Below are 22,389 nucleotides of genomic sequence, written 5' to 3'. Positions count from 1 at the left end.
GGGGCAACAACCCCGCGCCGACAAAGGCGCGGGGCATCCGGTGATCCGCCCGGGCTTACTGGCGGATCGCGTCCTGGAACGACAGCTTCTCTTCGGTGTGCTGGGCACGCTCGGCGATCCAGTCGATCACCTGCTCTTCCATCACACGGTTCTGCAGGCCAGACATCAACTGGGGGTCGTTGCGGTACATCTCAATGACCTGCTCCGGCTCTTCGTAGGTCGAAGCGATCAGACGCATCGTTTCATTCAGGCGCTTGGCTTCCAGGCGCAGGTCGTTGATGCGGGCCACTTCACCGACCAGCAGGCCGACCAGCACGCGCTTGGCGGCAGCGTCCTTGAAGCCTTCGTGGGCATCGGCCGGGATCTCGCCGACGTTCTGGCCGTTGCGGCGCAGCTGCTCGACCTGCTGGGCCAGCATGGCGCGGGCTTCGTTCTCGACAAGGCGCGGCGGCATTTCCACCGACGAGTAGGCCGCGATCAGCTGCTCGCCCACTTCACGGCGCAGGCGGTTCATCAACGCACCCTTCAGCTCGCGCTCCAGGTTGGCGCGGATGTCGCTGCGGAACTGCTCCACATCGCCGCCCTTCACGCCGAAGCTCTTGATGAAGGCTTCGTCGACCGCCGGCACGACCGGCTCGGAGACCTCGGTGACCTTGACGGTGACCTGCACGGTCTTGCCGGCCAGCACCGGCACGCGCCAGTCAGCCGGGAACTCGACGTCGAGGGTCTTCTCTTCGCCCTTGGCCAGGCCGACCAGGCCCTTCTCGATGGTGTCGAACATCATGCCCTGGCCGAGCACGATCGAACCCTTCTCGGTGCCCTCGGCCGGCAGGCGCTCTTCGCCGGCCTGCGACCAGGTTTCCACCGCGACCAGGTCACCGTCCTGCGCGCCACGGCTGACCGGGGCCCAGGTACGACGCTGGTTCTGCAGGTTCTCGATCATCTGGTCGATGTCGGCGTCGGTGATCTCGGCGGTATGGCGCACGACGGTCAGCTTGCTGACGTCGATGTCGCCGAAGTCCGGCACCACTTCCACGGTGGCCACGAAGGAGAACTCACCCTCGTCGCCCTTGTCGATGCGCGGGCTGCCGACGATGCGCAGGTCGTGCTCGCGCACGGCCGCATCGAAGGTTTCGCGCAGCAGGCCGTCCAGCGCCTCGCCACGGACCTGCGCGCCGAAGCGCTGCTCGATCACCTTGGCCGGCACCTTGCCCGGGCGGAAGCCCTTGATGCGGGTGGTACGGGCGATTTCGCCGAGGCGGCCGGCGATGTGGCTCTGCAGACGCTCTTCCGGCAGCGAGAAGCTCAGGCGGCGTTCCAGGTTGCCGGTGGATTCGATCGAAGCTTGCATGTTGACTCCTGCCACCGGTGGCCCAGGCCCCCGGCTCGATGATTGGGATGAAACGGTTGTAAGGACGCGACGTCTGGGACGCGCCTGCTTGCCGCAGCCCTTTAGTTTCGCCCAATTCGGCGTGCACTGCCAGCGCGTGCCGGTCAAGGGGGCGCAGATGGCCCGATCAGGGCGGGGACAGGCCGGCACTGGTGCGAAAGGGGGGACTCGAACCCCCACGCCTTGCGGCACTGGAACCTAAATCCCGAAGCCCCTGCCGATTAGTCCAGACCGCTCAACTACTTACAGCATTTCAGTCTATCAGGTGACGCTGCGGGTGACATATAGGTGACACCGGGTGCCGCGACAGGTGACACCAGGTGACGCCGAATAAAATCGTCGTAGTAGTAGGAACGACTGAGGCTTGAACCATTCATCACTATTCATTGGAATCCACCACCGAGGACTACTACAGTTCCACATAGGTCCACCCAGGACCACCAACCGAACACTCAGGACCGTACCGGGCAGCCCCCGGTGCGGTCCTCCCGTTTTGACTTTTGCATCCCCCGAGGGCAAACGATGACGACTTGGCAAGAGAACCACCCGCTCTACCAGCAGCAGATCGAGCTGGAGCACGAGAGCACCTCCTTGGGCGTAGCCCGGTATCAGAAGATGATGGCCGAGCGGCCCACCAGCGACACCGGCCCCGGCCGCCGCTTGGTCGCTGAGACCGTCAACTCGGTCGCCGAGGCCATCAAGGGCTTCATCGCCGAGGCCGACACCGGCAAGCCCGGCAAGCGCCACGCCGCCCTCAAGTACATCCGGCACCTCGACCCGCACGGCCTGGCCTTCCTGACGGCCACCATCTGCATCAACTCCCTCGCCAACGACGGGGCGCGGTTCACGGTGGTCTCCTCCAACGTGGGCGCGGCGGTCGCTGACGACATCAACTACCGCCTGCTGCGGGAGAAGCACCCCGGCCTCTACAAGGTCGTGCAGAAGCAGGTCCAGAAATCCACATCCGCACGCCACGCGAACAACGTGATGCGCCACGTCGTCAACACGGCGGACCTGGAGGAGCGCCTGAGCCTGGACGCCAAGGAGGCCGTGCTCGTCGGCGGCAAGCTCGTGGATCTGTTCGTCGAAGCGACCGGCTTCTGCCACCTCTCGACCGAGAAGGAGGGCAAGAACCACCTCGTCTGCTACCTGCGCCCGAACGAAAAGATCATGGACTGGCTGACCAAGGCACACGAAAGCGCGGCCCTGTTCTCCCCGGTGCTCCTGCCGATGGTCGTGCCGCCCCGCCCGTGGGCTGGCCCGAAGGACGGCGGCTACCTGACCGACATCGGTGGCCGGATCGAGCTGGTCCGCACCCGCAACAAGGCGTACAAGCGTGAGCTGGCGCTGGTCGATATGCCCCAGGTCTACCAAGCCCTCAATGCGATCCAGGAGACGCCGTGGAAGGTGAACGTCCCGGTCCTGGAGGTCATGCGCGAGCTGTGGAACGCTGGCGGCGGCCTGGCCGGGCTGCCCGACCGCGAGCTGCTGGACCTGCCGGAACAGCCAGCGCTGCTGCTGACCGACCCGGACTACTACAAGGAGCACCACGCCGAGGAGTTCAAGGGGTGGAAGCGCGAGCGTGCCAAGGTCTACGAGGAGAACGCCCGTGCGATGTCCCGCCGCCTCGCCTGCGCACAGAAGATCGCGCTGGCCGAGAAGTTCGCCGAGTTCCCGGCGATCTACTTCCCGCACAACCTTGACTTCCGCGGCCGCGCTTACCCGATCCCGCCGCTCCTCAACCCGCAAGGCGACGACGCGACCAAGGGCCTGCTGACGTTCGCCGAAGGCGTGCCGCTGGGCGAGGACGGCCCATACTGGCTCGCTATCCACGTCGCCAACTGCTTCGGCGTGGACAAGGTGTCGTTCGAGGAGCGCGTGCAGTGGGTGCGCAACCACGAGGAGCAGATTCTCGACAGTGCTCTCGACCCCCTGGACGGCCAACGCTTCTGGATGGACGCCGACAGCCCCTTCTGTGCGCTGGCCGCGTGCTTCGAGTGGCTCGGCTACAGCATCAATGGCCGCGATCACGTCTCCCACCTGCCCATCGCGCTCGACGGCTCCTGCAACGGCCTCCAGAACTTCTCGGCAATGCTCCGCGACTCCGTAGGCGGCGCGGCGACGAACCTGATTCCCCAGGTCAAACCCGCCGACATTTACTCGCGCGTGAAGGACGTAGCGCAGGAAAAGCTCCGCGTCCGTGCCGAGGCTGGTGATGCGCTGGCGATCAAGCTGGACGGTCAGCTCACCCGCGACCTGGTGAAACAGCCGGTGATGACCCTGCCCTACGGCGTAACCAAGTCCGGGATGCGCTCCCAGGTGCTCGCCAAGTTCAAGAAGCTGGGCCTGGGGGATGATTGGGAAACCGCCGAGTACCTTGCCGCCCTGCTGTGGGAGTGCATCGGAGAGGTCGTGATCGCGGCCCGCGCTGCGATGGACTGGCTGCGCGATGCGTCTAAGGTCGCGTCCTCGGCCGATCTGCCTGTGAGCTGGACGACCCCGGCAGGCTTCCCGGTACTCCAGGAGTACAAGGAGCAGCTCGGGCAGCGCGTCGGCGCGCACTTCGGCGGCAAGCTGCTTAATTTAGTCGTCACAGTAGAAGGGACGAAATTGGACCGTCGCCGGCAGACGCTCGGGATCAGTCCGAACTTCGTCCACTCGTGCGACGCCAGTCACATGATGCTGACCACCTGCCTCGCGGCAGACAACGGCATCACGTCGTTTGCCATGATCCACGACTCCTACGGCACACACGCCGGAAAGGCCGCCATTTTGGCCGCCGCGTTGCGCCAGGCATTCGTCGATCAGTACAGCAGCGACGTACTGGCGGACTTCCGGGATCAGCTCGCCGAGCAACTCCCACCGCAGGCGGCATCGAAACTCCCACCCCTCCCGCCGCATGGCGACCTGGACCTCAGCCTGGTGCTGGAGTCGCGCTATTTCTTTGCCTAGTCCATCCCCCTTTGGCAATTGATACCCCGAGCGAGAACATCAACATGAGCATCAACTACCAGCACGCACTGAACACCTACGTTGCCCAGGACCACTTCGGTGTGGTCCTCGGCATCTACAACCCGGCCGAACACGGCACGGTCGAGGAGTTCAAGCACCGCATGACGGAGCTGCACGCAGGTGCGTGATCGCGTCATCGACGGACTGCACTCACGTTCTGCCGAGAGCGCCGCACGCGGCGCTTTCGTCGTGATCGACAGCGTGCAATCCCTCGGCCACCCGGCGGATCAGGTGATCGGCTTGGCGTGCGCCTTCAAGAACTTCTGCGAAGTGCTCGGCCTCGATCCGATGGAAGTGCTGCGGGTCGTCTCGCGCATGGAGCAGGACTGCCGCTATCGGCAAGTCAACACCCTCAACGCCGTGCGCCGCTACGCGGAGCGCGAGCTGAAACCGCACTACCCGTGATGCGTGACCCGATCACCGACGCCTTCATCGACGAGGCGCTCACCGGCTTCGACATCGACGAAGCCTTCGGCATTTCCGCCGACACCCCGATGACCGCCGCCGCCGACCTGTGGCGCGCGGGCATCTATCTCCCGACCAACTACGAGACCGACAACTGATGGCAACCAAGAAGCGCGAACGATTCGTCTCTCCCAAGGGCACCGCCGTGTGGCCGCGCCTGAACGAACCGGACACCAAGTTCAAGCCGGAAGGCGAATACACCGTGAGCCTGGCGTTCGACCCGAACGACAAGGACTTCAAGGCGCTGGCAAAGAAGCTGGAAACCCGGCGCGACGAGCTGTTCCAGGAGTTCCTGAGCGAGAACCCGAAGAAGAAGAAGGGTTCCGAAGTGGCCCCGGTGTTCACCGAGGAAACCGACGAAAACGGCGATGACACCGGCCGCGTGCTGGTGAAGTTCAAGATGAAGGCCAGCGGCGTCAGCAAGCGCACCGGCAAGAAGTTCACCATGCGCCCGGACATCTTCGATGCCCGCGGCAAGAAGATCGACAACCCGCCGCAGATCGGCGGCGGCAGCGAACTCAAGGTCTCCTACGAGATCGGTGGTTCGTTCGTCGAATCGGCCAAGAAGTTCTACCTGACCTGCTACATGGTCGCCGTCCAGGTGATCGAGCTGGTCGAGTTCGGCCAGCGCAACGCCAAGGACTACGGCTTCGGCGAGGAGGACGGCTACGAGGCCGCCGACAACGCACCGTTCAGCGACAGCGATGACGACTCGGACGACGACAGCGACTCCGACGACGAGGGCGATGACGGCGACTACTGATCCGCTGTCGGTCATCGTGAACACCGCGAGGGGGGCCACGCATGTGGCCTCTCTCGTGTTCCCGTTTGATCCAGTGCCCGCCTCGCGCCCGAAGGTTTCGCGCTGGGGAGTCTACTACGGCAAGACCTACAAGACCTGGAAGGAAGCCGCCGAGAAGCACCTGCCACCAGGCAATCTTGAACTCACACCGACCGATCCGGTTTTAGTCGTCGTAGTAGCGGTACAGAAGCGCGCCAAGACCTCGAAGGCCGCATTCCCCAAAGGCGACGTGGACAACCTCGCCAAGGGACCGATGGACGTTGTGACCAAGGCCACGGGCTATTGGGCCGACGACAAGCAAGTCATGTGGCTGCTCTCCGGTAAGCGCTGGGCGCAGCCGGACGAAGAACCACGCACCGAAGTCCACCTCTACAAACTCTAAGTGCGCTTCAAACCTCTGGAATCGGTAGAGGCGCTGTTCGTCCTCGCCAGCATGACCCGCCCCGAGCAGGTCACGACGGGCGAAGAACTCGCGCGCCTGCACCGCTCGCAGGGCTACTCAAAGATCGCCGTCCACTTCGTCATCGAACGCGACGGCTCGATCTACGACGGTCGCCCGCTGAATCAGCCCGGCGCTCTCGCCGGTAAGCACAACCAATCCGCATACCAAGTCTGCCTCCTGGGCGGCGTCAACGACGCCATGCAGCCCGAGGACAACTTCACCGAAGCCCAACACGCCGCGCTGCGACGCCTGCTCGCCGCCTACGGCAAGCCCGTCGTGTGGGCACCTGACTTCCCTCGATAGGAGAACCCAACGTGAAACCGCTGCCCCCGCAAACCCAGGTCGTCCTGGACCACCTGCGTCGCCACTCGCACCTGACCTCGTGGCAGGCCGAAGGCGTCTACCGCATCCGCCGCCTCGCCTCGCGCGTCGATGAGCTGCGCGCTGCTGGCTTCGAGATCGAAACGCAGACCTGCGAGGACGCCTCGGGGCAGCGGTACACGCGCTATCGCCTGTCGCGCCGTCAGCGCCGCAGCAAGGCTCCGCTCCTGGAAGCGCGCCGCGCTCCGAAGCAGTACCGCGTCGATGCGCTGCTCCAGCTGTATCGCAACTACTGCACCGACGAGCTGGGCCTCGACGCCAACGATGCGACCGAAGAAGTCGCCGCATTCACCAAGTTCCTGCTGGAGAAGAACGCATGACCAACACCGCCACCACTGTCATTCCGTCCGCGATGCGCCTGGCTTTCGAGCGCGCATGGGCGCGCGCCGACAAGCCGTTCCGCGGCCTGGGCCGCACCGTCAAGGGTGCGCTGAATCGTCGCCTCGGCATTTCCTACCGCAAGCGCATGTGGTCCGTGGAGCGTGCAAAGCGCTGACTCCGAATACCTCCACAAAGAGCCGTGCCCGAACTGCGGCAGCAAGGACAACCTTGCGCGCTACAGCGACGGGCACGGCTACTGCTTCGGCTGCGGTCACTACGAGCCAGCCGAAGGCGAGGAGGTCTCTCAACCCACCAGCAGGAAAACCATGAGCGACTTTGCGAAGGGTGAACCGCAAGCCCTGGCGAAGCGCGGTATCACTGAGGAAGCATGCCGTAAGTACGGCTACTGGATCGGCAAGGACAAGCACGGCAAGACCGTGCAGATCGCCAACTACAAGCGTGATGGCGGCATCGTCGCGCAGAAGCTCCGCTACGCCGACAAGAAGTTCTCGTTCATCGGCGACTCGAAGGCGTGCGGGCTGTTCGGCCAGCACCTCTACGAACCGGGGCGACGCCTCGTCATCACCGAAGGCGAGATCGACGCGCTCTCCGTGGCGCAGGCACTCGGCCTCCGCTGGCCGGTGGTGTCCGTCCCGAACGGGGCGCAAGGCGCAGCCAAGTCCATCAAGCGCGAGCTGGAGTGGGTCAACGGCTTCGACGAGGTTGTGCTCATGTTCGATATGGACGAACCGGGCCAGGCCGCCGCGCAGGAAGTGGCGCTGCTGCTGACTCCCGGCAAGGCCAAGATCGCACAGCTCCCGGCGAAAGACCCGAACGAGCTGCTCCAGCGTGGCGATGCCGAGGCGATCACTCGCGCCATCTACGAAGCGCAGACCAAGCGCCCCGATGGCGTGGTGACGTTCGGCTCCCTCAAGGAGAAGGCACTCAAGCCGGTCTCGATGGGCATGCCTTGGCACGACCCGCGCCTCACCGCACTGACCTACGGCAAGCGGTACGGCGAGGTCTACACCTTCGGCGCGGGCACCGGCATCGGCAAGACCGACTGGCTGATGGAGGAAGCAGCCTTCATCGCACAGGAAACCGGCGACCGCGTTGGCCTGTTCTTCCTGGAGCAGCAGCCGGTCGAGACGGCGAAGCGCATGGCAGGCAAGGTTGCAGGCCGCCGATTCCACGTTCCCGATGGGAGCTGGACGCAGGAGGAACTGGAAGCCGCGTTCGAGATTCTCGACAAGGGCCAGGTGTTCATCTACGACCACTTCGGCTCGTCCGAGTGGGACGTGATCGAAGCCAAGATGGCCCACATGGTCGTCGCCGAGGGCGTCAAGCACATCGTCCTCGACAATCTCACGTCGTTTGCAGCCGGTGCCGAGGACGAGCGGAAGATGCTGGAGGACACGATGGCGAAGATCGCGCAGTTCGCGCAGCGCCACCTCATCTGCATCTACCTGGTCTCGCACCTCGCCACGCCGGAAGGCAAGCCACACGAGGAAGGCGGGCGCGTGATGCTCCGCCACTTCAAGGGCAGCCGCGCGATTGGCTTCTGGACGCACTTCGCGTTCGGCCTGGAGCGCAACACGCAGGCCGAGAACGAGGCCGAGCGTAACTGCACGACCTTCCGCGTCCTCAAGGATCGCTTCACCGGCCAGTCGAACGGCCAGGTTCTCTACTACAGCTACGACCACGCATCCGGCCGCCTGCTCAATGCAGATGCTCCGGGCGAATACGGCGACTTCGCCGACGAGTCATCCGATGTATCCACCTCCGACTACTGACGGCCGCTCGGTCGTCGGCTTCATCCCAGCTGATGCGCCGCTCTCCTTCGCTGAGAGCCTCGTTCTCCCATACCAACTCCCCCGCTCCGACCAAGCCTGCCGTGTCATGTACGGCAAGCCTGGGCGGCGCGTGGTCATCCACATCAAAGCCGAGGAACTACCCCAATGAAAGAGATCGTCGCCATCGCAATCGACCTGCTGACCGCTCCGTTCCGCAAGGACACCGTGACCGACGTGGTGAAGGTGCTGGAGGACCAGGTGGACAAGCTGTTCAAGATCAGCGCCGACCGCATCGCCACCGCCTCGACGCTGCGCGACAAGGCCGATGTCCTGCACTCGCAGGCCGACGAGCACGAAGAAGAAGCCGAGCGCGCCCTGCGCGTCGCCGAGCGCTTCACCAACCTGATCCGCTAAGGGACCAACCATGACTGCCGAGCAACACGCTCGGTCCCTGTTTGACGTGTTGCCGGCCGAAGTCCGCCACCTGGTGATCCTGGGTGGCGGAAGCCTGCGCGCGTTCTACGACGGGACCGAAATCAAGGACATCGACTGCTTCTTCGTGTCACTTGCGAGCTACACCTACGTGGCCGCGTACCTGAGCGGCCGTAGCGACTGGACCAGCGAAGCCGCTCCGAACGGCATCCGCAACTTCCGCTCGCCCGAGGGTCACCTCGTGAGCCTGATCGGCTTCGAGTTCGGTACGCCGCATGAGCACTGCGCCCGGTTCGATCTGCGGTGCTGCGCCCATGTCGCCATCTACGAACCCAGCACCGACGAGGTGGTGGTGGTATCCCTCGAAGGCGCGGTTGCCGACGCATCGGAGAAGCTGCTGTTCGTGCTGAACAACAACGGCACCGAGCGCACCATCCGCCGCATCACGCACTACGTCGAGGACTACGGCTACACGCTGCATCCCGACCAGCCCGAGCAGGACGAACTGTTCGAGGACGACGACTTCCCCGGCCACGCGCCGCAGGGCGTCCACACGCCGCCGAAGGCCCCCGAGCCGGAGTACATCCTCCGCGCCCGCCGCCGCGTCCGCGCAATCCCCGTAACCAACCACGGCTACCCGTAAGGAGGAACGCCGTTGATCCTCGTATTCGACTGCGAGACCAATGGCCTCCTCGACGAACTTGACACGATCCACTGCATTTCCCTCCAAGAGGTAGATGAGACCGGCGCACCGCGCGGTCCCATCCTGTCCGCCAACGATCACGGCACGGGCGAAATGACAGTCCGTCAGGCCGTCGAGAGGCTCAAGAAGGCCAAGCGCGTTGTCGGCCACAACATCGCCGGATTCGACATTCCGGCTATCGCCAAGGTGTTCCCGGACTTCAAGGTCCAGGCGTACTTCGACACGCTGCTGATGTCCACGCTGGTCTACCCGGACCTCAAGGACCGCGACTTCAAGGCCCGCAAGAAGCAGGGGGCGAACCCGGTGTTGCCGGGCAAGCTGATCGGCCGCCACGCCCTCGAAGCGTGGGGCTACCGCCTCGGTCGCTGGAAAGGCGACTACGCGGCGCAGATGGCCGCACGCGGTCTCGATCCCTGGGCACAGTGGTCTCAGGAAATGGACGACTACTGCGACCAGGACGTTGCGGTCACGCAAGCGCTGTTCGCGTTGCTGATGAGCAAGGGCCTCCCTACCGAGGCCATCGAGCTGGAGCAGGCCGTCGCGCCGATCCTCTCGCGTCAGCAGCGCTACGGCTTCCTGTTCGATCAGGAGAAGGCGCGTGAGCTGGAGCGCATCCTCGTGTCCCGGCGCACTGCGCTGGAGGCCGAGCTGCGCAAGGTCATTCCGCCGTGGAAGGTGGTGAAGCGCAAGTTCGTACCGAAGCGCGACGACAAGCGCCGCGGTTACGTCAAGGGCGTGGAGGTCACGACCTACAAGGACGTGGTGTTCAACCCGGCAAGCCGCCAGCACATCGCTGACCGCTTGACTGCAATGTACGGCTGGCAGCCCCAGGAGTTCACCGAGAAGGGCCAGCCGAAGATCGACGAAGAAGTCCTGGGCGCGCTCAAGTTCCCGATCATCCCGCTCCTGCTGGAGCACTTCATCGTCAACAAGCGCCTCGGCCAGCTCGCCGAAGGCGACGAGGCGTGGCTCAAGGCCATCAAAAAGGACGGCCGCATCCACGGCAGCGTGAATCAGAACGCAGCGGTGACCGGCCGCATGACGCACTCGAAGCCGAACATCGCTCAGGTGCCGAAGTGCGGCGTGCCTTATGGCAAGGAATGCCGTTCGCTGTTCTGCGTACCGACAGGGAAACTCCAGGTCGGCGCGGACGCCTCGGGATTGGAGCTGCGCTGCCTGGCGCACTTCATGGCAAAGCACGACGGTGGCGAGTACGCCAAGGTCATCCTCGAAGGTGACATCCACTCCGTCAACCAATCAGCGGCAGGACTGCCCACCCGCGACAACGCCAAGACCTTCATCTACGCCTTCCTCTATGGGGCAGGCGACGCGAAGCTCGGCTCCATCGTGGGCAAGGGTCGCCAGGCCGGGGCGAAGCTCCGCTCGAAGTTCCTGGCCGGGCTGCCTGCGCTGGAGAAGCTGGTACGCGGGGTCAAGAAGCGCGCGGCCGAGAAGGGATACCTGATCGGTCTCGACGGCCGGAAGCTGCACATCCGCAGCGACCACGCCGCGCTCAACACCCTGCTCCAGTCGGCCGGTGCGCTGGTGATGAAGAAAGCCCTGGTGATTCTCGACGCCGATCTGCAAGCCGCAGGGCTGGTGCCGGGCGTCCACTACGAGTTCCTCGCCAACGTCCATGACGAGTGGCAGATCGAAGTGGACGAGGACAAGGCCGAGTTCGTGGGCAAGACCGCCCAGGCTGCCATCCGCAAGGCTGGCGATCACTTCGGCTTCCGCTGTCCGCTGGATGGCGAGTTCAAGATCGGAAGGAATTGGGCCGAGACGCACTGACCCGCGGCAAGCGGGACATTGCACTCGCCCTGGTGCGCCAAGCGAAACGCCGGGCAGCAAGGAAGGGACTACCGTTCGACCTCACGTCGGACGACATCGTGGTCCCCGACTTCTGCCCGGCGCTGGGCATCCCGCTGTACCGCGCTGTCGGGCGCAAGGCCCAAGGCCCCAACTCACCCACGCTCGACCGCATCGAACCTGACCTCGGCTACGTCCGGGGCAACGTGCGCGTGATCTCCGCACGCGCGAATCAGATCAAGTCCGACGCGACTCCCTCGGAGCTTCTGCGAGTCGCCTGTTACGTCCAAGAGAACCGATGAACCCAACCAACATCCTGCGCGCCCTCGCGGCGCTGCTGGTCGTTGCCGCGCTCGCGGCTGGCGGCTTCGCAGCCTGGAAGTACACCGCAATGGCCCAGCGCGTGACTGAGCTGGAGGAGTCGGCAAAGGAACTGGCCGACCTCAAGCAGACCGTCGAGACCCTCAACCGCGAAGCCGTGCGCCGCTCTGCCTTCGATGCAGCGCTGCGGAACGCCCGCGCCACCACCAACCGCTCTGTGGAGATTGCAGCAAATGCTGACCCGGAAACTGGCGATTACCTGTCTCGCCGCATTCCTGACGAGCTGCGCCGCGCACACCTCGAAAGTCGTGCCGGAGCAGTTCCTCCAGCCGACCGTCATTGAGGGCACGCACTCCTCACTCGACGCCGTGATGGCTGACCCGACCACCACCACCTACGACCTCTACCGCTTTGGCGGTAACGCCGAGGACGGCCTCCTGCGCTGCAACGCCGACAAGGCGAGTGCCTTGGAATTCCTCAAGGAATCGAACCGATGAACGAGAACCAGCTTCGCGTGCATTTCATTGGCGGCCCCGCTGACGGCGATGTCCGCGTGATCGCTCCGTGTACCACCTATCGCGTGGCTGTGCTCGAACACCAGCCCGAGGTTCATGCCTACAACGCCAAGTGCCCGTGCTGCACGGAGCGCATGCTGCGCCCCGTGGAGTGGAGCACCGCGACCTACTTTATCCGCCGCGTTGGCGAGAAGTGCTGGGTCGCCGTACACGAGAGCATGGCATGAAGCACGCCCTCCTGATCCTGGCGCTGTGCGCAGGCCTCGCTGCGTGCGACATGAAGCCCTGGCCGCCACGCGCCGATTACGGCTCGTGCCTGAAAGGGCACACCGAGAGTGGCCTGATGCTGATCCCCAACGGCAATGGCGGATTCTCGTACATCCCCACCAGCGATTACGTCTGCGACGAGTACGAGTACCCGCTCGGCGACGGCCCGGAGTACCAAGCCGGAATGAAGCGCTACGCCGCCGAGCTACAGGCGTGGTACGAGCGTCACCCGGAGAATCGGCCATGACCTCCGTATTCCAACCGCCGAAGGTGGCCGGATACTGGAGGATCGGTAACAGCTTCATGGTCCAGGCCCACAAGCGGCCGTGCCTGCTGCACCGCTGGTTCTCCCTGACTCTCCTGGGATGGCAGTGGGTGGACGCATGAGCAAGCGCGGCCCCCTGCTGCTGATCGACGCCGACGTGCTGCGCTACCAGCTCGCGTTCTCGAACACCGCGAACATCGACTGGAACGGCGACGGCAACAAGGTCGAAGCGATCCAGCCCGAGCGCGCGAAGGCGAAGCTGGAGGACTACATCGACGAGATCGTCGAGAAGTTCGGCGCGCGTGATTACCTGCTGGCCCTGTCCTGCAAGAAGCACAACTTCCGCAAGGACATCGACCCCACCTACAAGCTCAACCGTGCCAGCAAGGACAAGCCTGCCCTGTGGTACGTCCTCGACGAGTTCGTCTACGACGAATTCGGCGACAAGATCGTGGAGATCGAGAACCTGGAAGGAGACGACGTGCTGGGCCTGCTGGCCTCGCACCCGAATCCGAAGCGCGCGCCTGGCAGCCGCATCGTCGTGTCCATCGACAAGGACATGCAGACGATCCCCGGCATCCGTCTCTACAACCCCAACCGTCCCGACGTGGGCGTCCGGCCGATCTCGGCTCACGACGCTGACCTGTTCTGGATGAAGCAGGTGCTCACGGGCGACCAGGTGGACAATTACCCAGGCTTCCCCGGCATCGGCCACAAGGGCGCGGACGAGCTGCTCATGCCCATCCACGAGGCGTACCGCGATGCGTCCGTCGAGGAGCACCTCGGCGCGCTGTGGAACACCGTCGTCACCACCTACACCACCCGCATCCCCCGCGGCGGCACCGAGCCGCTGTCGAAGCACGATGCGATCCGCCAAGCACGCCTCGCGCGAATCCTGCGCTACGGCGACTACAACCCCAAGACCAAGGAAGTGAAGCTGTGGAAACCCTGATCCTGTTCGTCACCATCCTGGCCGTCGTGGCCGTGGCCTTCGCCGTCCTGTGCGTGGTCGTCCTGAGCTGGTCCCTGGGCCGCATGAACCCGATCCAGTACGCCATCTGGAAGAGCAGCGCCAAGCTGCCGCTGTGGCCGTACTTCGGCGGTCTGCTGGGTGCCGCTTGGCTGATCGCCCGGTGCTTCGCCTGATGCGTCCGAAGCTGCTGGCCCTCGCCATCAACCTGGCGCTGCACGGCCGTCCCGGCTGGTAGCGCCTCTCCCCCAAGTCCCCTTCGGCCCGCCTCGTGCGGGCCTTTCCTTTTCTGGAGTCCCCATGAAGATCATCGGAATCACCGGCCGCGCCCGTAGCGGCAAAGACACCCTGGCCGAGTTCCTGGTCAGCGACCACGGTTTCGTGAAGCTGTCCTTCGCGGCCCCGATCCGCGCCTTCGTGGCGGACATCACCGGCCTGCCGGTGTCCGCGATGGAGGACGGCCCGCTCAAGGAGGAGCCGCTCGACTGGCTCAACGGGCAGACCCCGCGCCGCCTGATGCAGACCGTGGGCACCGAGTGGGGCCGCGAAATGATCGACCGTGACCTGTGGGTCAAGGTAGTCGCGCAGAAGATCCGTCAGGCCCGCCGCGACGGCGCTGCTGGCGTCGTGGTGTCGGACGTTCGCTTCGACAACGAGGCGCAGTTCATCCGCGAGTGGGGCGGCCAGGTCGTCCAGGTGCTCCGCGACAGCGCGGCCCCGGTCTCGGCGCATGCCTCCGAGGCAGGCGTCCAGGGCGACCTGATCGACACCGTGATCGACAACAACGGCCCGGTCCACCGCCTGCGCCAAGCCGCCGAAGCCCTTGTTCGGCTGTGACTTTTAGTCGTCGTAGTAGGGGAAACGGGAGTTTCCCCACCTAAACACCACCCAGGAGTTCTATGCAAATCCCTCTGCACTCCTACGACCTGATCGACCTCCTGGACGAACTGCACCCCGAAGTGATCTACGACCCCGCCCAGCCGAAGGAGGAGTTCCTGCTCCGGCAGGGCGAGCGCCGCCTGATCCTCCGGCTCAAGGCGCTGCGGAAGGTCGAGCAGATGGAGCACCGCGCCCGCTAACCATGTGCAGCAAGCCCAACATGCCGGACCAGCAGGAGAAAGACCCGATCCTGCTGACCCGCCAGGACACCCAGCCGACCGGCCACGCGGCCGATCAGCGGCGTAAGTCCAAGGTCCGCCTGGACCTGAACAACGCAACGCAGTACCAAGGACTGACCATTCCGAATGGCTGACGCCAAGCAGACCTCGGCCGAGAAGCAGACGGCCGCGAAGCGCTACGGCGATCTCAAGTCCAACCGCAAAGAAGCCGAGACGCGCGCCAAGCGCTGCGCCAAGGTCACCCTGCCCCGCCTGTGGGTGGACGAGGGCGCGAAATCGCGTACCCCCGGTTCCGCCTACATCGACACCGGCCCGAAGTGCGTCAACGCCCTGGCCTCGAAGATCGTGCTTGCCTGGCTCCCGCCGAACGCCTCGGTGTTCAAGCTCGCGCCTGACCAGGCCGTCGCCGAGAACATCGCCGAGCAGGCTGGCGTGGAGACCTCCGAACTGGAGGCCGCGCTGGTGGACGTGGAGCGGGTCATCGTCAACGACCTGGAGACCAGCGGCGTCCGCCCGGTCCTCAGCGAGGCGGCCAAGCACGCCATCGTCCTCGGCAACTTCCTGCTCTACGACCCCGACGAGGGCAAGCCCAAGCTGTACCCGCTGACCTCCTACGTGACCGACCGCGATGGCCTGGGCAATGTGCTGGAGATCATCACGCTCGACAAGATCGCCCCGGCCATGCTGCCGGACTCGATCCGCGCGGCGGTGATGCAGAAGCTCTCACAGGAACGCGACGAAAAGACCAAGAACGACGACGTGAACCTCTATACGTGGGTGCGTCGCTCCGAAGATGGTCAGCAGTGGGAAGTGGTGCAGGAGGTCGAGGGCGTCGAAGTCCCCGAGACCGTGGGCACCTACCCCATCGACGCCTGCCCGTGGATTCCCCTGTGCGCCCCGCCGTCCCTCGTGGACGACTACGGCGAGGGCCTGGTCTACGACTACGTGGGCGCGTTCGAGTCGCTGGAGGCGCTGCGCAAGGCGATCCGCAAGGGTGCCGCCGCGCTGGCGAAGATCATCATGTTCCTCAAGCCGACCTCGACGATCCGCGAGCGCCAGCTCACCGAGGCCGAATCTGGCGCGGTACTGCGTGGCGAGGCCAGCGACGTGACCACGCTCCAGCTCCAGAAAGCCTACGACCTGAACTTCGTGCGTCAGGAGGCCGAAGGGCTGGCGAACTCGCTGGAGCTGATCTTCGGCGTGAAGTCCGCCGTGCAGCGCCCCGGCGAGCGTGTGACCGCCTACGAAATCCGGGTGCTCACCCAGGAACTCGACGACGCCCTCAGCGGCTTCATGGCGATGTCTGGCGAGCAGCTCTTGCTGCCGCTGATCCGCCGCCGCCTGCACAAGCTCCAGAAGCAGGGTCGCCTGCCCGAGCTGCCGCAGGAACTCATCAAGCCGCGCATCACCGTTGGCATCGCTGCCCTCGGCCGCGGCCACGACCTGAACAAGCTGATCGAGTTCGGTCAGGCAGTGGATGCGCTTGTCGGCGCAGAGGAGAAGGCACGCCGCCTCAACAGTGGCGAGGCGATCTCCCGACTGGCCGCCGCTTCCGACATTTCCACCAAGGGCCTGATCCGCTCCGACGACGAGCTTGCTGCCGAGCAGCAGGACGCCTCGGCGCAGGAGGCGATGGTCCGTGCCGCTCCGAATATCGCCTCAGCGATGACCCAAACCCCGTAACCCCGAGAAGGACGCAATGTCGAACGAAACCACCGAGAAGCCCGCCAAGCCGACCAAGGAAGCCCCGAAGGCTCCGAGCGTCGAGCGTAAGGGCAAGGCCGAGATCACCCGCAAGACGAACGGCCTGGTCATCGTCAACTACAAGCCCGAGGACAAGTAATGTCGCAGCCGGGCAAGTCCGAAGTGACCGTCAGCCTTGACGGCATCAACGGCCAGCCGACCCCAGGTCAGCAGCCGCCGCAGAACTCCCAGGACACCCAGCAGCCCGCACCGGGCGCGCAGGGTGGCACCGATGGCGAGCGCCTGTTCGGCGGCAAGTACAAGACCGTGGAGGAGCTGGAAGCCGCCTACGCACAACTGAGCACGCCAGCCGACGACAAGGGTGGCAAGGGCGGCCCCGCGACCATCGACGACGCCACCGCGGATGACGCGCGTGACGCCTTGGCGCGGGCTGGCCTGAACCTGGACGACTTCGCCACCGAGTTCAACTCGAACGGCTCGCTGTCCGAGGAGAGCTACAAGAAGCTCCAGGACGCCGGTTATCCGAAGGAGCTGGTGGACGTGTACGTCGATGGCCTGCGCGCTCGCGTGCAGACCTACGAGAACGCCGTCTACTCGCCCGCAGGCGGCAAGGCCGGTTACGACGGCCTGGTCCAGTGGGCCAAGACCAACCTGAGCGCCGAGCAGAAGCGGGCGTTCAACGAAGCGGTGCAGTCCGGCGACGCCGGCCGCGCAGCGCTGGCAGTCCAGGGCCTCGTCGCCCTCCGTGGCGGCAACGGCCGCCTTCTGAATGGCAAGACCGCATCGAACGCCGATGCTGGCCCCAAGCCGTTCCAGTCGCAGGCGCAGGTCGTCGAAGCGATGCGCGATGTGCGCTACCACCGTGATCCGGCTTACCGCGCGGAAGTCTCCGCCCGCCTGGCCGTGTCGCCGCTGTTCAAGTAATCCACTCAACCTCAAGCAAGGACTAAATGTCGGACGCAATCCCCTCCCGCCTGGGTCAAGCCCAGGCCAACGGCGACGCCTGGGCGCTGTTCAAGCAGAACTACACTGCTGAAACCATCACCAGCTTCGTCGAGAACTACAAGCTGGACGGCCGCGTGTCGGTGCGCAACATCGAGAGCGGCAAGTCCGCCTCGTTCCCGAACGTCGGCACCATCGGCTCCGAGTACCATGTGCCGGGCACCGAGATCAAGGGCCTGGTGGTCGAGCACAACGAGACCATCATCACCCTCGATCCGATGCTGATCTCGCACGCCTTCATCGCCAACATCGACGAGGCGATGAACCACTACGACGTGCGTTCCGAGTACACCCGTCAGCAGGGTGCGGAGCTGGCGCTCAAGCGTATGCAGAACGAGCTGCGCTGCGCGATCCTGGCCGCTCGTACCACCGAAGGCAAGGTCGAAGGCCAGCCGGGTGGTGCCATCATCAAGGCCGCCACGATGGCCTCCGATCCGACCGTGCTGGCCGATGCGTTCCGCAACGCCCGCATGCTGTTCGACGAGAAGCTGCTGCCGGACAACCCGCAGGAGTTCACTGGCGCACTGGCCCCGGCTCAGTGGTATCTGCTGACCGAGAACAAGGACTTGATCGACCGCGACATCAACGCGGAATCGAACGGCTCCTACGGCCAGGCGATCATTTCCTCGGTCGCCCGCATCCCGCTGGTGAAGATCAACGCGATGCCGCGTGTCGATGAGTCGGCCCTGGCCTCGATCCCGGCCAAGTACCGCGGCAACTTCGCGGACACCGTGGGCGTGATCTTCCACCGCTCGGCTGTCGGCACCCTCAAGCTGCTGGACCTGTCCCTGGAGGACGTGTACCAGGGCGAGAAGCAGGGCACCCTGATGCTGGCGAAGTACGCGCTGGGTCACGGCATCCTGGCTCCGCGCGGTGCCATCGAGCTGTCGAAGGCCGCATAAGTTCCACCGGGACGGGACTCATAGAGTACCCGGTCGTGTAGCTGGCACCGCAGACCTAGATCGTCAAGTCGGCTCCCGTCCCAACTCCAACCTCTCTCCATCTACGGGGGACATCCACACGGGTGTCCCCCGTTTTTTTGCCCCGAATCCATGAACCTCGAACTCACTCCGACCACGGAACTCGAAGCCGTCAACGTGCTGCTCGGTGCTATCGGCGAAGCGCCGATCAGCGACCTCGAAGCGCTCGGCAACCTGTACGCCTCGCAGGCGCGCGACACCCTCCGCGCGGTGAGCCGCGAGGTCCAAACCGCTGGCTGGTGGTTCAACACCAGCGAGTCGTTCACCTTCACGCTCAACGCGGAAGGCAAGGTGCTGCCGCCGCAGTCGATCCTCAAGCTCGTCCCCGCACGCGGAAGCGAGCCGCTGGTGATCCGAGGCACGCGCCTCATCAACCCGCTCACCCTCGCCGACACGTTCTCGTCGGCACCCACCGCCGACTTCGTGACCTGGTTCCTCGCCTACGAGGAGCTGCCCGAGTCGGCCCGTCGCTACATCGCCGTGCGCGCTGCGCGTCTGTTCCAGACGAGCGTGCTGGGTAGCGACCAGCTCTACGTGTTCACCGAGAAGCACGAGGAGGAGGCATACCTCATCTTCGCGCAGGAGCACGCCGACTTCACCTACGCCCGCGGCCACAACTTCCTCAGTGGATCGACGGACGTGTCTGATATTTGGGACCGCTGATGCCGCTAATCACGGGGGACTATCCCTCGTTCCTGGGAGGCGAGTCGCAGCAGGACGATACCGTCCGCTCGCCGAACCAGCTCACCAAGGCGATCAACGCCTGGCTGCATGCCGCAATGGGCGCGGGCAAGCGCCCGCCCGCCGAGTTCGTTGCTGGCCTTGGCGTCACCCTCGATCACGACTGCGCCTTCCACTCCATCGTCCGCGATGAGAACGAGCGCTACATCGTCGCCGTGGGTCACCGCAGCATCCGCGTTTTCGACCATGAGACCGGCAAGGAGTACACCGTCAACGCCACGGGCGACGCGCTCAACTACCTGGACACCCAGGGACAGCGTGCGTGGTCGTGCTTCGCGCTGGCGACGTTCGCTGACACCACCTTCATCGTCAACCGGCTGGTAGACGTGAAGCAGAGCGACGAGCTGTCGCCCGGCTCGCTGTACGGATCGGCGCAAACGATGTCCGACCTGCCGAAGCCCGGCGACAAAGGCTCGGCCGTTGTGCCAACCGGCGCGATCTACAACATCATCGGATCGTCCGAGTCGCAGTTCGACGACTACTACGTCCAAAAGCAGTCCTCCTCGGTCTACCTGGAGGTCGCCCGGCCTGGCATCAAGCACCGCTTCGATGCCAAGACGATGCCGCACATCCTCAAGCGCATCCCCGATCCGGTGCATGCGGACGGCTTTTGGTTCTCCTTCGGTGGACCGGAGTGGACCGCGCGCCTCGCGGGTGACGAGCAAAGCAACCCGTTCCCGTCCATCGACGGTCAGCGCATCCGCGAGGTGTTCAAGCACCGGGACCGCCTGGGCTTCCTGGCCGGGGAGAACGTGCTGATGTCCGAGGTCTCCGATCCGTTCAACCTCTGGCGCACTTCGGTGACCCAGGTGCTCGACGCCGACCCCATCGACGTAAGCGTCAGCGGGTCGAACGGCGTCACCACGCTCTACCACGCAGTTCCGTTCCAGTCGGCCCTGTTCCTTGCCGCTGCGGGGGGCCAGTTTCTCCTGACCGCCGAGCCGTACCTGGCCGCCAAGAACGTCAAGAGCGATCCGGTTAACAGCTACAGCAGCTCGCCGTACATCCGGCCGAAGCTGATGGGCGAGTCGCTGTACTTCACCGAGGACAGCGGCGCATACGCCAGCGTGCGCGAATACTTCATCGACGACCTGTCGGTGACCGGCGACGCCGCCGACGTGACCGCGCATGTGCCCAAGCTGATGCCAGGCCGCATGCGAGCGATGGCGAGCGCAAGTGGTGCCGACTGCGTGTTCTTCGCTCCTGACGAGCCGACCGACGCGCAGCTCTACGTCTACTTCGTCCGATGGATCGGCGACGAGAAGCAGCAGTCCGCATGGACGCGCTGGTCAATCTCCGGCGTCGGCCGCATCGTCCACATGCACGCCATCAACGACGTGCTGTACGCCGTCGCGGAAGCGCCGGGAGGCGGCTGCGAGCTGCTCAAGTTCCGCATGGTGCTCAACCAGCACGACGCGGACGCCACGGGCGACTACAACTTCCTGCTCGACCGCATGCTGGTGGTGCAGCCCACCTATCAGCAGTTCGGCAACGAGACCTGGATCGACCTGCCCTACATCGTGCCCGATGGCATGACGGTCACCGTCCTCAAGACGGACGATTGGCAAGACCCCGGCGCGTACCTCGACATCACCAAGGCGCGCTGGGACAACGCCCGCACCCGCCTCGCGCTCCCCGGTAACCACACCGAGGGCCGCGTGGTCGTCGGCATGGACTACGAGCACCGCCTCACCCTGACCAAGCCCATCGTTCGAGGCGGGCAGAACCAGGCCGTGCTGGTGGGCCGCACGCAGGTGCGTGACATCGAGGTCGCCTACAAGGACGGCGCGTACTTCGAGCTGGAGGTCGAGCAACACGGCAACGCCCGAGTCGAGACCTACGTGGCGTCGCACTCCGGTGCGTACACCGCGCGCGTCCTCAACGACTCGGTGTTCCGCACCAGCGCCCCGACGTTCCACTCCGGCTCTCGCCGGTTCCCCGTGCTGGGCGACGCCAACAGCGTCCGCATGCACCTCGTCAACCGCCTGCCGTTCCAGTGCTGGTTCCAGTCAGCACAGTGGCGCGGCATGTTCGTCTCCCGCAGCCGAGTATGACCCTGACCTATCGAAGCCCCACCGCCAGCGACATCCTCCACGTCGCCGAGAACATGCGGCAGGAGGACATCCTGGAGGTGGCGGCTTCGCATGGTCACACCCCGCTCCAGGCGCTCGCATACGCAGTCACCGCGAGCGACCGCAGTTTCGCCGCGATGCACGACGGTTCCGCCGTGTGCATCTTCGGCTTCACCCAGCACGCCGAGGGTATCGCCTCGGTTTGGCTGCTGGGCACCGACGCCCTGGTGGCTCCCTCGTTCCGCCGCACGTTCCTCCGAGAAGCTCGGCGGATCAGCGACGAGTGGGCGGCCACCTTCGGCACCATCTTCAACTTCGTCGATGTCCACGCCGTCACCACGCGGCGATGGCTCGGCTGGCTTGGCTTCCGCGAGAGCGGCGTCGAGTCCGCCTACGGCTTCGCCAAGACACCCTTCGTCCGAGTAACCAAGACCCCATGTGCAACCCCGTAGCAGTCCAGGTCGGTATCGCCGCAGTCAGCGCGATGGCGACCATGTACGGCCAGAATCAGAACAACAAGGCCATCGAGGAAGCCGCGGAGCGTCAGCAGGAGCAGATCAACGACCAGGCCGCCGAGCGCACCCAACAGCGCATGGAGGAGGCCCGCGCACTGCGATCCGCGATGCGCGCCTCCGCAGCAGAAGCGGCAGTGTCCGGCAACTCGGTCGAGCTGCTGGCGAACGACATCATGGCCCAGGCTGGCCGTGACGTGGCCCTCATCGAGAAGAACCGCAGGAACGGAGTCGTCGAAAGCGGCTCCGAAGCGCGCGCCCGTATCCGCACCGGCAATGCCGAGGCGCTGGGCGGCGTGATGCAGTCAGGCGCGAACGCCTACAGCAACATCCAAACCTACAAGCGCTATTCCATTCCCGGAGACGAGTAAC

At 65.0% G+C, this 22,389-nt stretch carries 32 protein-coding genes; 31 read left to right on the top strand and 1 reads right to left on the bottom strand.

Features of this window, described 5'->3' with window-relative positions; translation table 11 throughout:
* Positions 1-55: 55 nt before the first annotated feature.
* The gene (gene tig, locus ACSDHM_RS02940) at positions 56-1,351 is read right to left on the bottom strand and encodes a trigger factor (protein WP_069138945.1); all 1,296 of its coding nucleotides are present in this window, start codon (positions 1,349-1,351) and stop codon (positions 56-58) included.
* Positions 1,352-1,912: 561 nt separating this feature from the next.
* Between tig and ACSDHM_RS02935 the strand changes: the two genes are divergently transcribed.
* The 31 genes from ACSDHM_RS02935 (at position 1,913) to ACSDHM_RS02785 (ending at position 22,388) form a co-directional block, all read left to right on the top strand.
* On the top strand, positions 1,913-4,342 hold the full coding sequence (locus ACSDHM_RS02935) for a DNA-directed RNA polymerase (RefSeq protein ID WP_439426643.1): 2,430 nt from the start codon (positions 1,913-1,915) through the stop codon (positions 4,340-4,342).
* A gap of 44 nt (positions 4,343-4,386) precedes the next feature.
* The gene (locus ACSDHM_RS02930; RefSeq protein ID WP_005412422.1) at positions 4,387-4,530 is read left to right on the top strand and encodes a hypothetical protein; all 144 of its coding nucleotides are present in this window, start codon (positions 4,387-4,389) and stop codon (positions 4,528-4,530) included.
* Positions 4,523-4,807: a hypothetical protein gene (locus ACSDHM_RS02925; RefSeq protein ID WP_005412421.1), complete on the top strand. Its 285-nt coding sequence runs from the start codon at positions 4,523-4,525 to the stop codon at positions 4,805-4,807. The genes ACSDHM_RS02930 and ACSDHM_RS02925 overlap by 8 nt, the downstream gene beginning before the upstream one ends.
* Positions 4,807-4,965 carry a hypothetical protein gene (locus ACSDHM_RS02920; RefSeq protein WP_439426642.1) on the top strand — a complete coding sequence of 53 codons (159 nt, stop codon included), beginning with the start codon at positions 4,807-4,809 and terminating at the stop codon, positions 4,963-4,965. The genes ACSDHM_RS02925 and ACSDHM_RS02920 overlap by 1 nt, the downstream gene beginning before the upstream one ends.
* The gene (locus tag ACSDHM_RS02915; RefSeq protein WP_439426641.1) at positions 4,965-5,630 is read left to right on the top strand and encodes a hypothetical protein; all 666 of its coding nucleotides are present in this window, start codon (positions 4,965-4,967) and stop codon (positions 5,628-5,630) included. The genes ACSDHM_RS02920 and ACSDHM_RS02915 overlap by 1 nt, the downstream gene beginning before the upstream one ends.
* Positions 5,614-6,051 carry a RusA family crossover junction endodeoxyribonuclease gene (locus ACSDHM_RS02910; protein ID WP_439426640.1) on the top strand — a complete coding sequence of 146 codons (438 nt, stop codon included), beginning with the start codon at positions 5,614-5,616 and terminating at the stop codon, positions 6,049-6,051. The genes ACSDHM_RS02915 and ACSDHM_RS02910 overlap by 17 nt, the downstream gene beginning before the upstream one ends.
* On the top strand, positions 6,052-6,414 hold the full coding sequence (locus tag ACSDHM_RS02905) for an N-acetylmuramoyl-L-alanine amidase (protein WP_439426639.1): 363 nt from the start codon (positions 6,052-6,054) through the stop codon (positions 6,412-6,414).
* Between the two features lie 11 nt (positions 6,415-6,425).
* Positions 6,426-6,812, top strand: a complete 387-nt coding sequence (locus ACSDHM_RS02900) for a helix-turn-helix domain-containing protein (RefSeq protein WP_004154592.1) — start codon at positions 6,426-6,428, stop codon at positions 6,810-6,812.
* Positions 6,809-6,988, top strand: a complete 180-nt coding sequence (locus ACSDHM_RS02895; RefSeq protein ID WP_004154591.1) for a hypothetical protein — start codon at positions 6,809-6,811, stop codon at positions 6,986-6,988. Before ACSDHM_RS02900 ends, ACSDHM_RS02895 begins: the two co-directional genes overlap by 4 nt.
* Entirely contained in the window at positions 6,975-8,606 is a 1,632-nt protein-coding gene (locus ACSDHM_RS02890; RefSeq protein WP_439426638.1) for a toprim domain-containing protein, read from the top strand. Before ACSDHM_RS02895 ends, ACSDHM_RS02890 begins: the two co-directional genes overlap by 14 nt.
* Before the next feature lie 165 nt (positions 8,607-8,771).
* Positions 8,772-9,020: a hypothetical protein gene (locus tag ACSDHM_RS02885; protein ID WP_111200670.1), complete on the top strand. Its 249-nt coding sequence runs from the start codon at positions 8,772-8,774 to the stop codon at positions 9,018-9,020.
* Between the two features lie 10 nt (positions 9,021-9,030).
* Positions 9,031-9,681, top strand: a complete 651-nt coding sequence (locus ACSDHM_RS02880; protein ID WP_088476070.1) for a hypothetical protein — start codon at positions 9,031-9,033, stop codon at positions 9,679-9,681.
* A 12-nt stretch (positions 9,682-9,693) separates the two neighbouring features.
* Positions 9,694-11,532: a DNA polymerase gene (locus ACSDHM_RS02875; protein ID WP_439426637.1), complete on the top strand. Its 1,839-nt coding sequence runs from the start codon at positions 9,694-9,696 to the stop codon at positions 11,530-11,532.
* Positions 11,514-11,852, top strand: a complete 339-nt coding sequence (locus ACSDHM_RS02870) for a hypothetical protein (RefSeq protein ID WP_050483582.1) — start codon at positions 11,514-11,516, stop codon at positions 11,850-11,852. The genes ACSDHM_RS02875 and ACSDHM_RS02870 overlap by 19 nt, the downstream gene beginning before the upstream one ends.
* On the top strand, positions 11,849-12,214 hold the full coding sequence (locus ACSDHM_RS02865) for a hypothetical protein (RefSeq protein ID WP_005412414.1): 366 nt from the start codon (positions 11,849-11,851) through the stop codon (positions 12,212-12,214). Before ACSDHM_RS02870 ends, ACSDHM_RS02865 begins: the two co-directional genes overlap by 4 nt.
* A gap of 28 nt (positions 12,215-12,242) precedes the next feature.
* Positions 12,243-12,368, top strand: a complete 126-nt coding sequence (locus ACSDHM_RS02860; RefSeq protein WP_439426636.1) for a hypothetical protein — start codon at positions 12,243-12,245, stop codon at positions 12,366-12,368.
* Complete coding sequence (locus ACSDHM_RS02855) at positions 12,365-12,613, top strand: hypothetical protein (protein ID WP_439426635.1); 249 nt, start codon at positions 12,365-12,367, stop codon at positions 12,611-12,613. The genes ACSDHM_RS02860 and ACSDHM_RS02855 overlap by 4 nt, the downstream gene beginning before the upstream one ends.
* The gene (locus ACSDHM_RS02850) at positions 12,610-12,900 is read left to right on the top strand and encodes a hypothetical protein (RefSeq protein WP_439426634.1); all 291 of its coding nucleotides are present in this window, start codon (positions 12,610-12,612) and stop codon (positions 12,898-12,900) included. Before ACSDHM_RS02855 ends, ACSDHM_RS02850 begins: the two co-directional genes overlap by 4 nt.
* Before the next feature lie 136 nt (positions 12,901-13,036).
* Positions 13,037-13,870 carry a phage exonuclease gene (locus tag ACSDHM_RS02845; protein WP_439426633.1) on the top strand — a complete coding sequence of 278 codons (834 nt, stop codon included), beginning with the start codon at positions 13,037-13,039 and terminating at the stop codon, positions 13,868-13,870.
* A complete protein-coding gene (locus ACSDHM_RS02840; protein ID WP_439426632.1) occupies positions 13,858-14,064 on the top strand; it encodes a hypothetical protein in 207 nt (68 codons plus the stop codon). The genes ACSDHM_RS02845 and ACSDHM_RS02840 overlap by 13 nt, the downstream gene beginning before the upstream one ends.
* Positions 14,065-14,188: 124 nt before the next feature.
* Positions 14,189-14,725 (top strand): adenylate kinase, encoded by a 537-nt coding sequence (locus ACSDHM_RS02835; RefSeq protein WP_439426631.1) that lies wholly within the window; start codon positions 14,189-14,191, stop codon positions 14,723-14,725.
* Between the two features lie 62 nt (positions 14,726-14,787).
* Positions 14,788-14,967 carry a hypothetical protein gene (locus ACSDHM_RS02830; protein WP_004154580.1) on the top strand — a complete coding sequence of 60 codons (180 nt, stop codon included), beginning with the start codon at positions 14,788-14,790 and terminating at the stop codon, positions 14,965-14,967.
* 20 nt (positions 14,968-14,987) lie between these two features.
* On the top strand, positions 14,988-15,140 hold the full coding sequence (locus tag ACSDHM_RS02825) for a hypothetical protein (RefSeq protein ID WP_005412406.1): 153 nt from the start codon (positions 14,988-14,990) through the stop codon (positions 15,138-15,140).
* Positions 15,133-16,689, top strand: coding sequence for a portal protein (locus ACSDHM_RS02820; protein WP_439426630.1), 1,557 nt, complete (start codon positions 15,133-15,135; stop codon positions 16,687-16,689). The genes ACSDHM_RS02825 and ACSDHM_RS02820 overlap by 8 nt, the downstream gene beginning before the upstream one ends.
* A gap of 16 nt (positions 16,690-16,705) precedes the next feature.
* Positions 16,706-16,849 (top strand): hypothetical protein, encoded by a 144-nt coding sequence (locus tag ACSDHM_RS02815; protein WP_004154577.1) that lies wholly within the window; start codon positions 16,706-16,708, stop codon positions 16,847-16,849.
* Entirely contained in the window at positions 16,849-17,634 is a 786-nt protein-coding gene (locus ACSDHM_RS02810; RefSeq protein WP_005412404.1) for a capsid assembly protein, read from the top strand. Before ACSDHM_RS02815 ends, ACSDHM_RS02810 begins: the two co-directional genes overlap by 1 nt.
* A gap of 26 nt (positions 17,635-17,660) precedes the next feature.
* On the top strand, positions 17,661-18,614 hold the full coding sequence (locus ACSDHM_RS02805; protein ID WP_164260792.1) for a capsid protein: 954 nt from the start codon (positions 17,661-17,663) through the stop codon (positions 18,612-18,614).
* Between the two features lie 150 nt (positions 18,615-18,764).
* Complete coding sequence (locus tag ACSDHM_RS02800) at positions 18,765-19,355, top strand: hypothetical protein (protein WP_005412402.1); 591 nt, start codon at positions 18,765-18,767, stop codon at positions 19,353-19,355.
* Complete coding sequence (locus ACSDHM_RS02795) at positions 19,355-21,487, top strand: hypothetical protein (RefSeq protein ID WP_439426629.1); 2,133 nt, start codon at positions 19,355-19,357, stop codon at positions 21,485-21,487. Before ACSDHM_RS02800 ends, ACSDHM_RS02795 begins: the two co-directional genes overlap by 1 nt.
* The gene (locus ACSDHM_RS02790) at positions 21,484-21,957 is read left to right on the top strand and encodes a hypothetical protein (protein WP_392914998.1); all 474 of its coding nucleotides are present in this window, start codon (positions 21,484-21,486) and stop codon (positions 21,955-21,957) included. The genes ACSDHM_RS02795 and ACSDHM_RS02790 overlap by 4 nt, the downstream gene beginning before the upstream one ends.
* A gap of 32 nt (positions 21,958-21,989) precedes the next feature.
* The gene (locus ACSDHM_RS02785) at positions 21,990-22,388 is read left to right on the top strand and encodes a virion core protein, T7 gp14 family (RefSeq protein WP_049397861.1); all 399 of its coding nucleotides are present in this window, start codon (positions 21,990-21,992) and stop codon (positions 22,386-22,388) included.
* The last annotated feature ends 1 nt before the right edge of the window (position 22,389 follow it).

It is taken from the genome of Stenotrophomonas sp. T8, assembly GCF_051853085.1.
GTDB lineage: Bacteria > Pseudomonadota > Gammaproteobacteria > Xanthomonadales > Xanthomonadaceae > Stenotrophomonas > Stenotrophomonas sepilia.
This window is presented reverse-complemented; position numbering and strand designations above follow the sequence as displayed.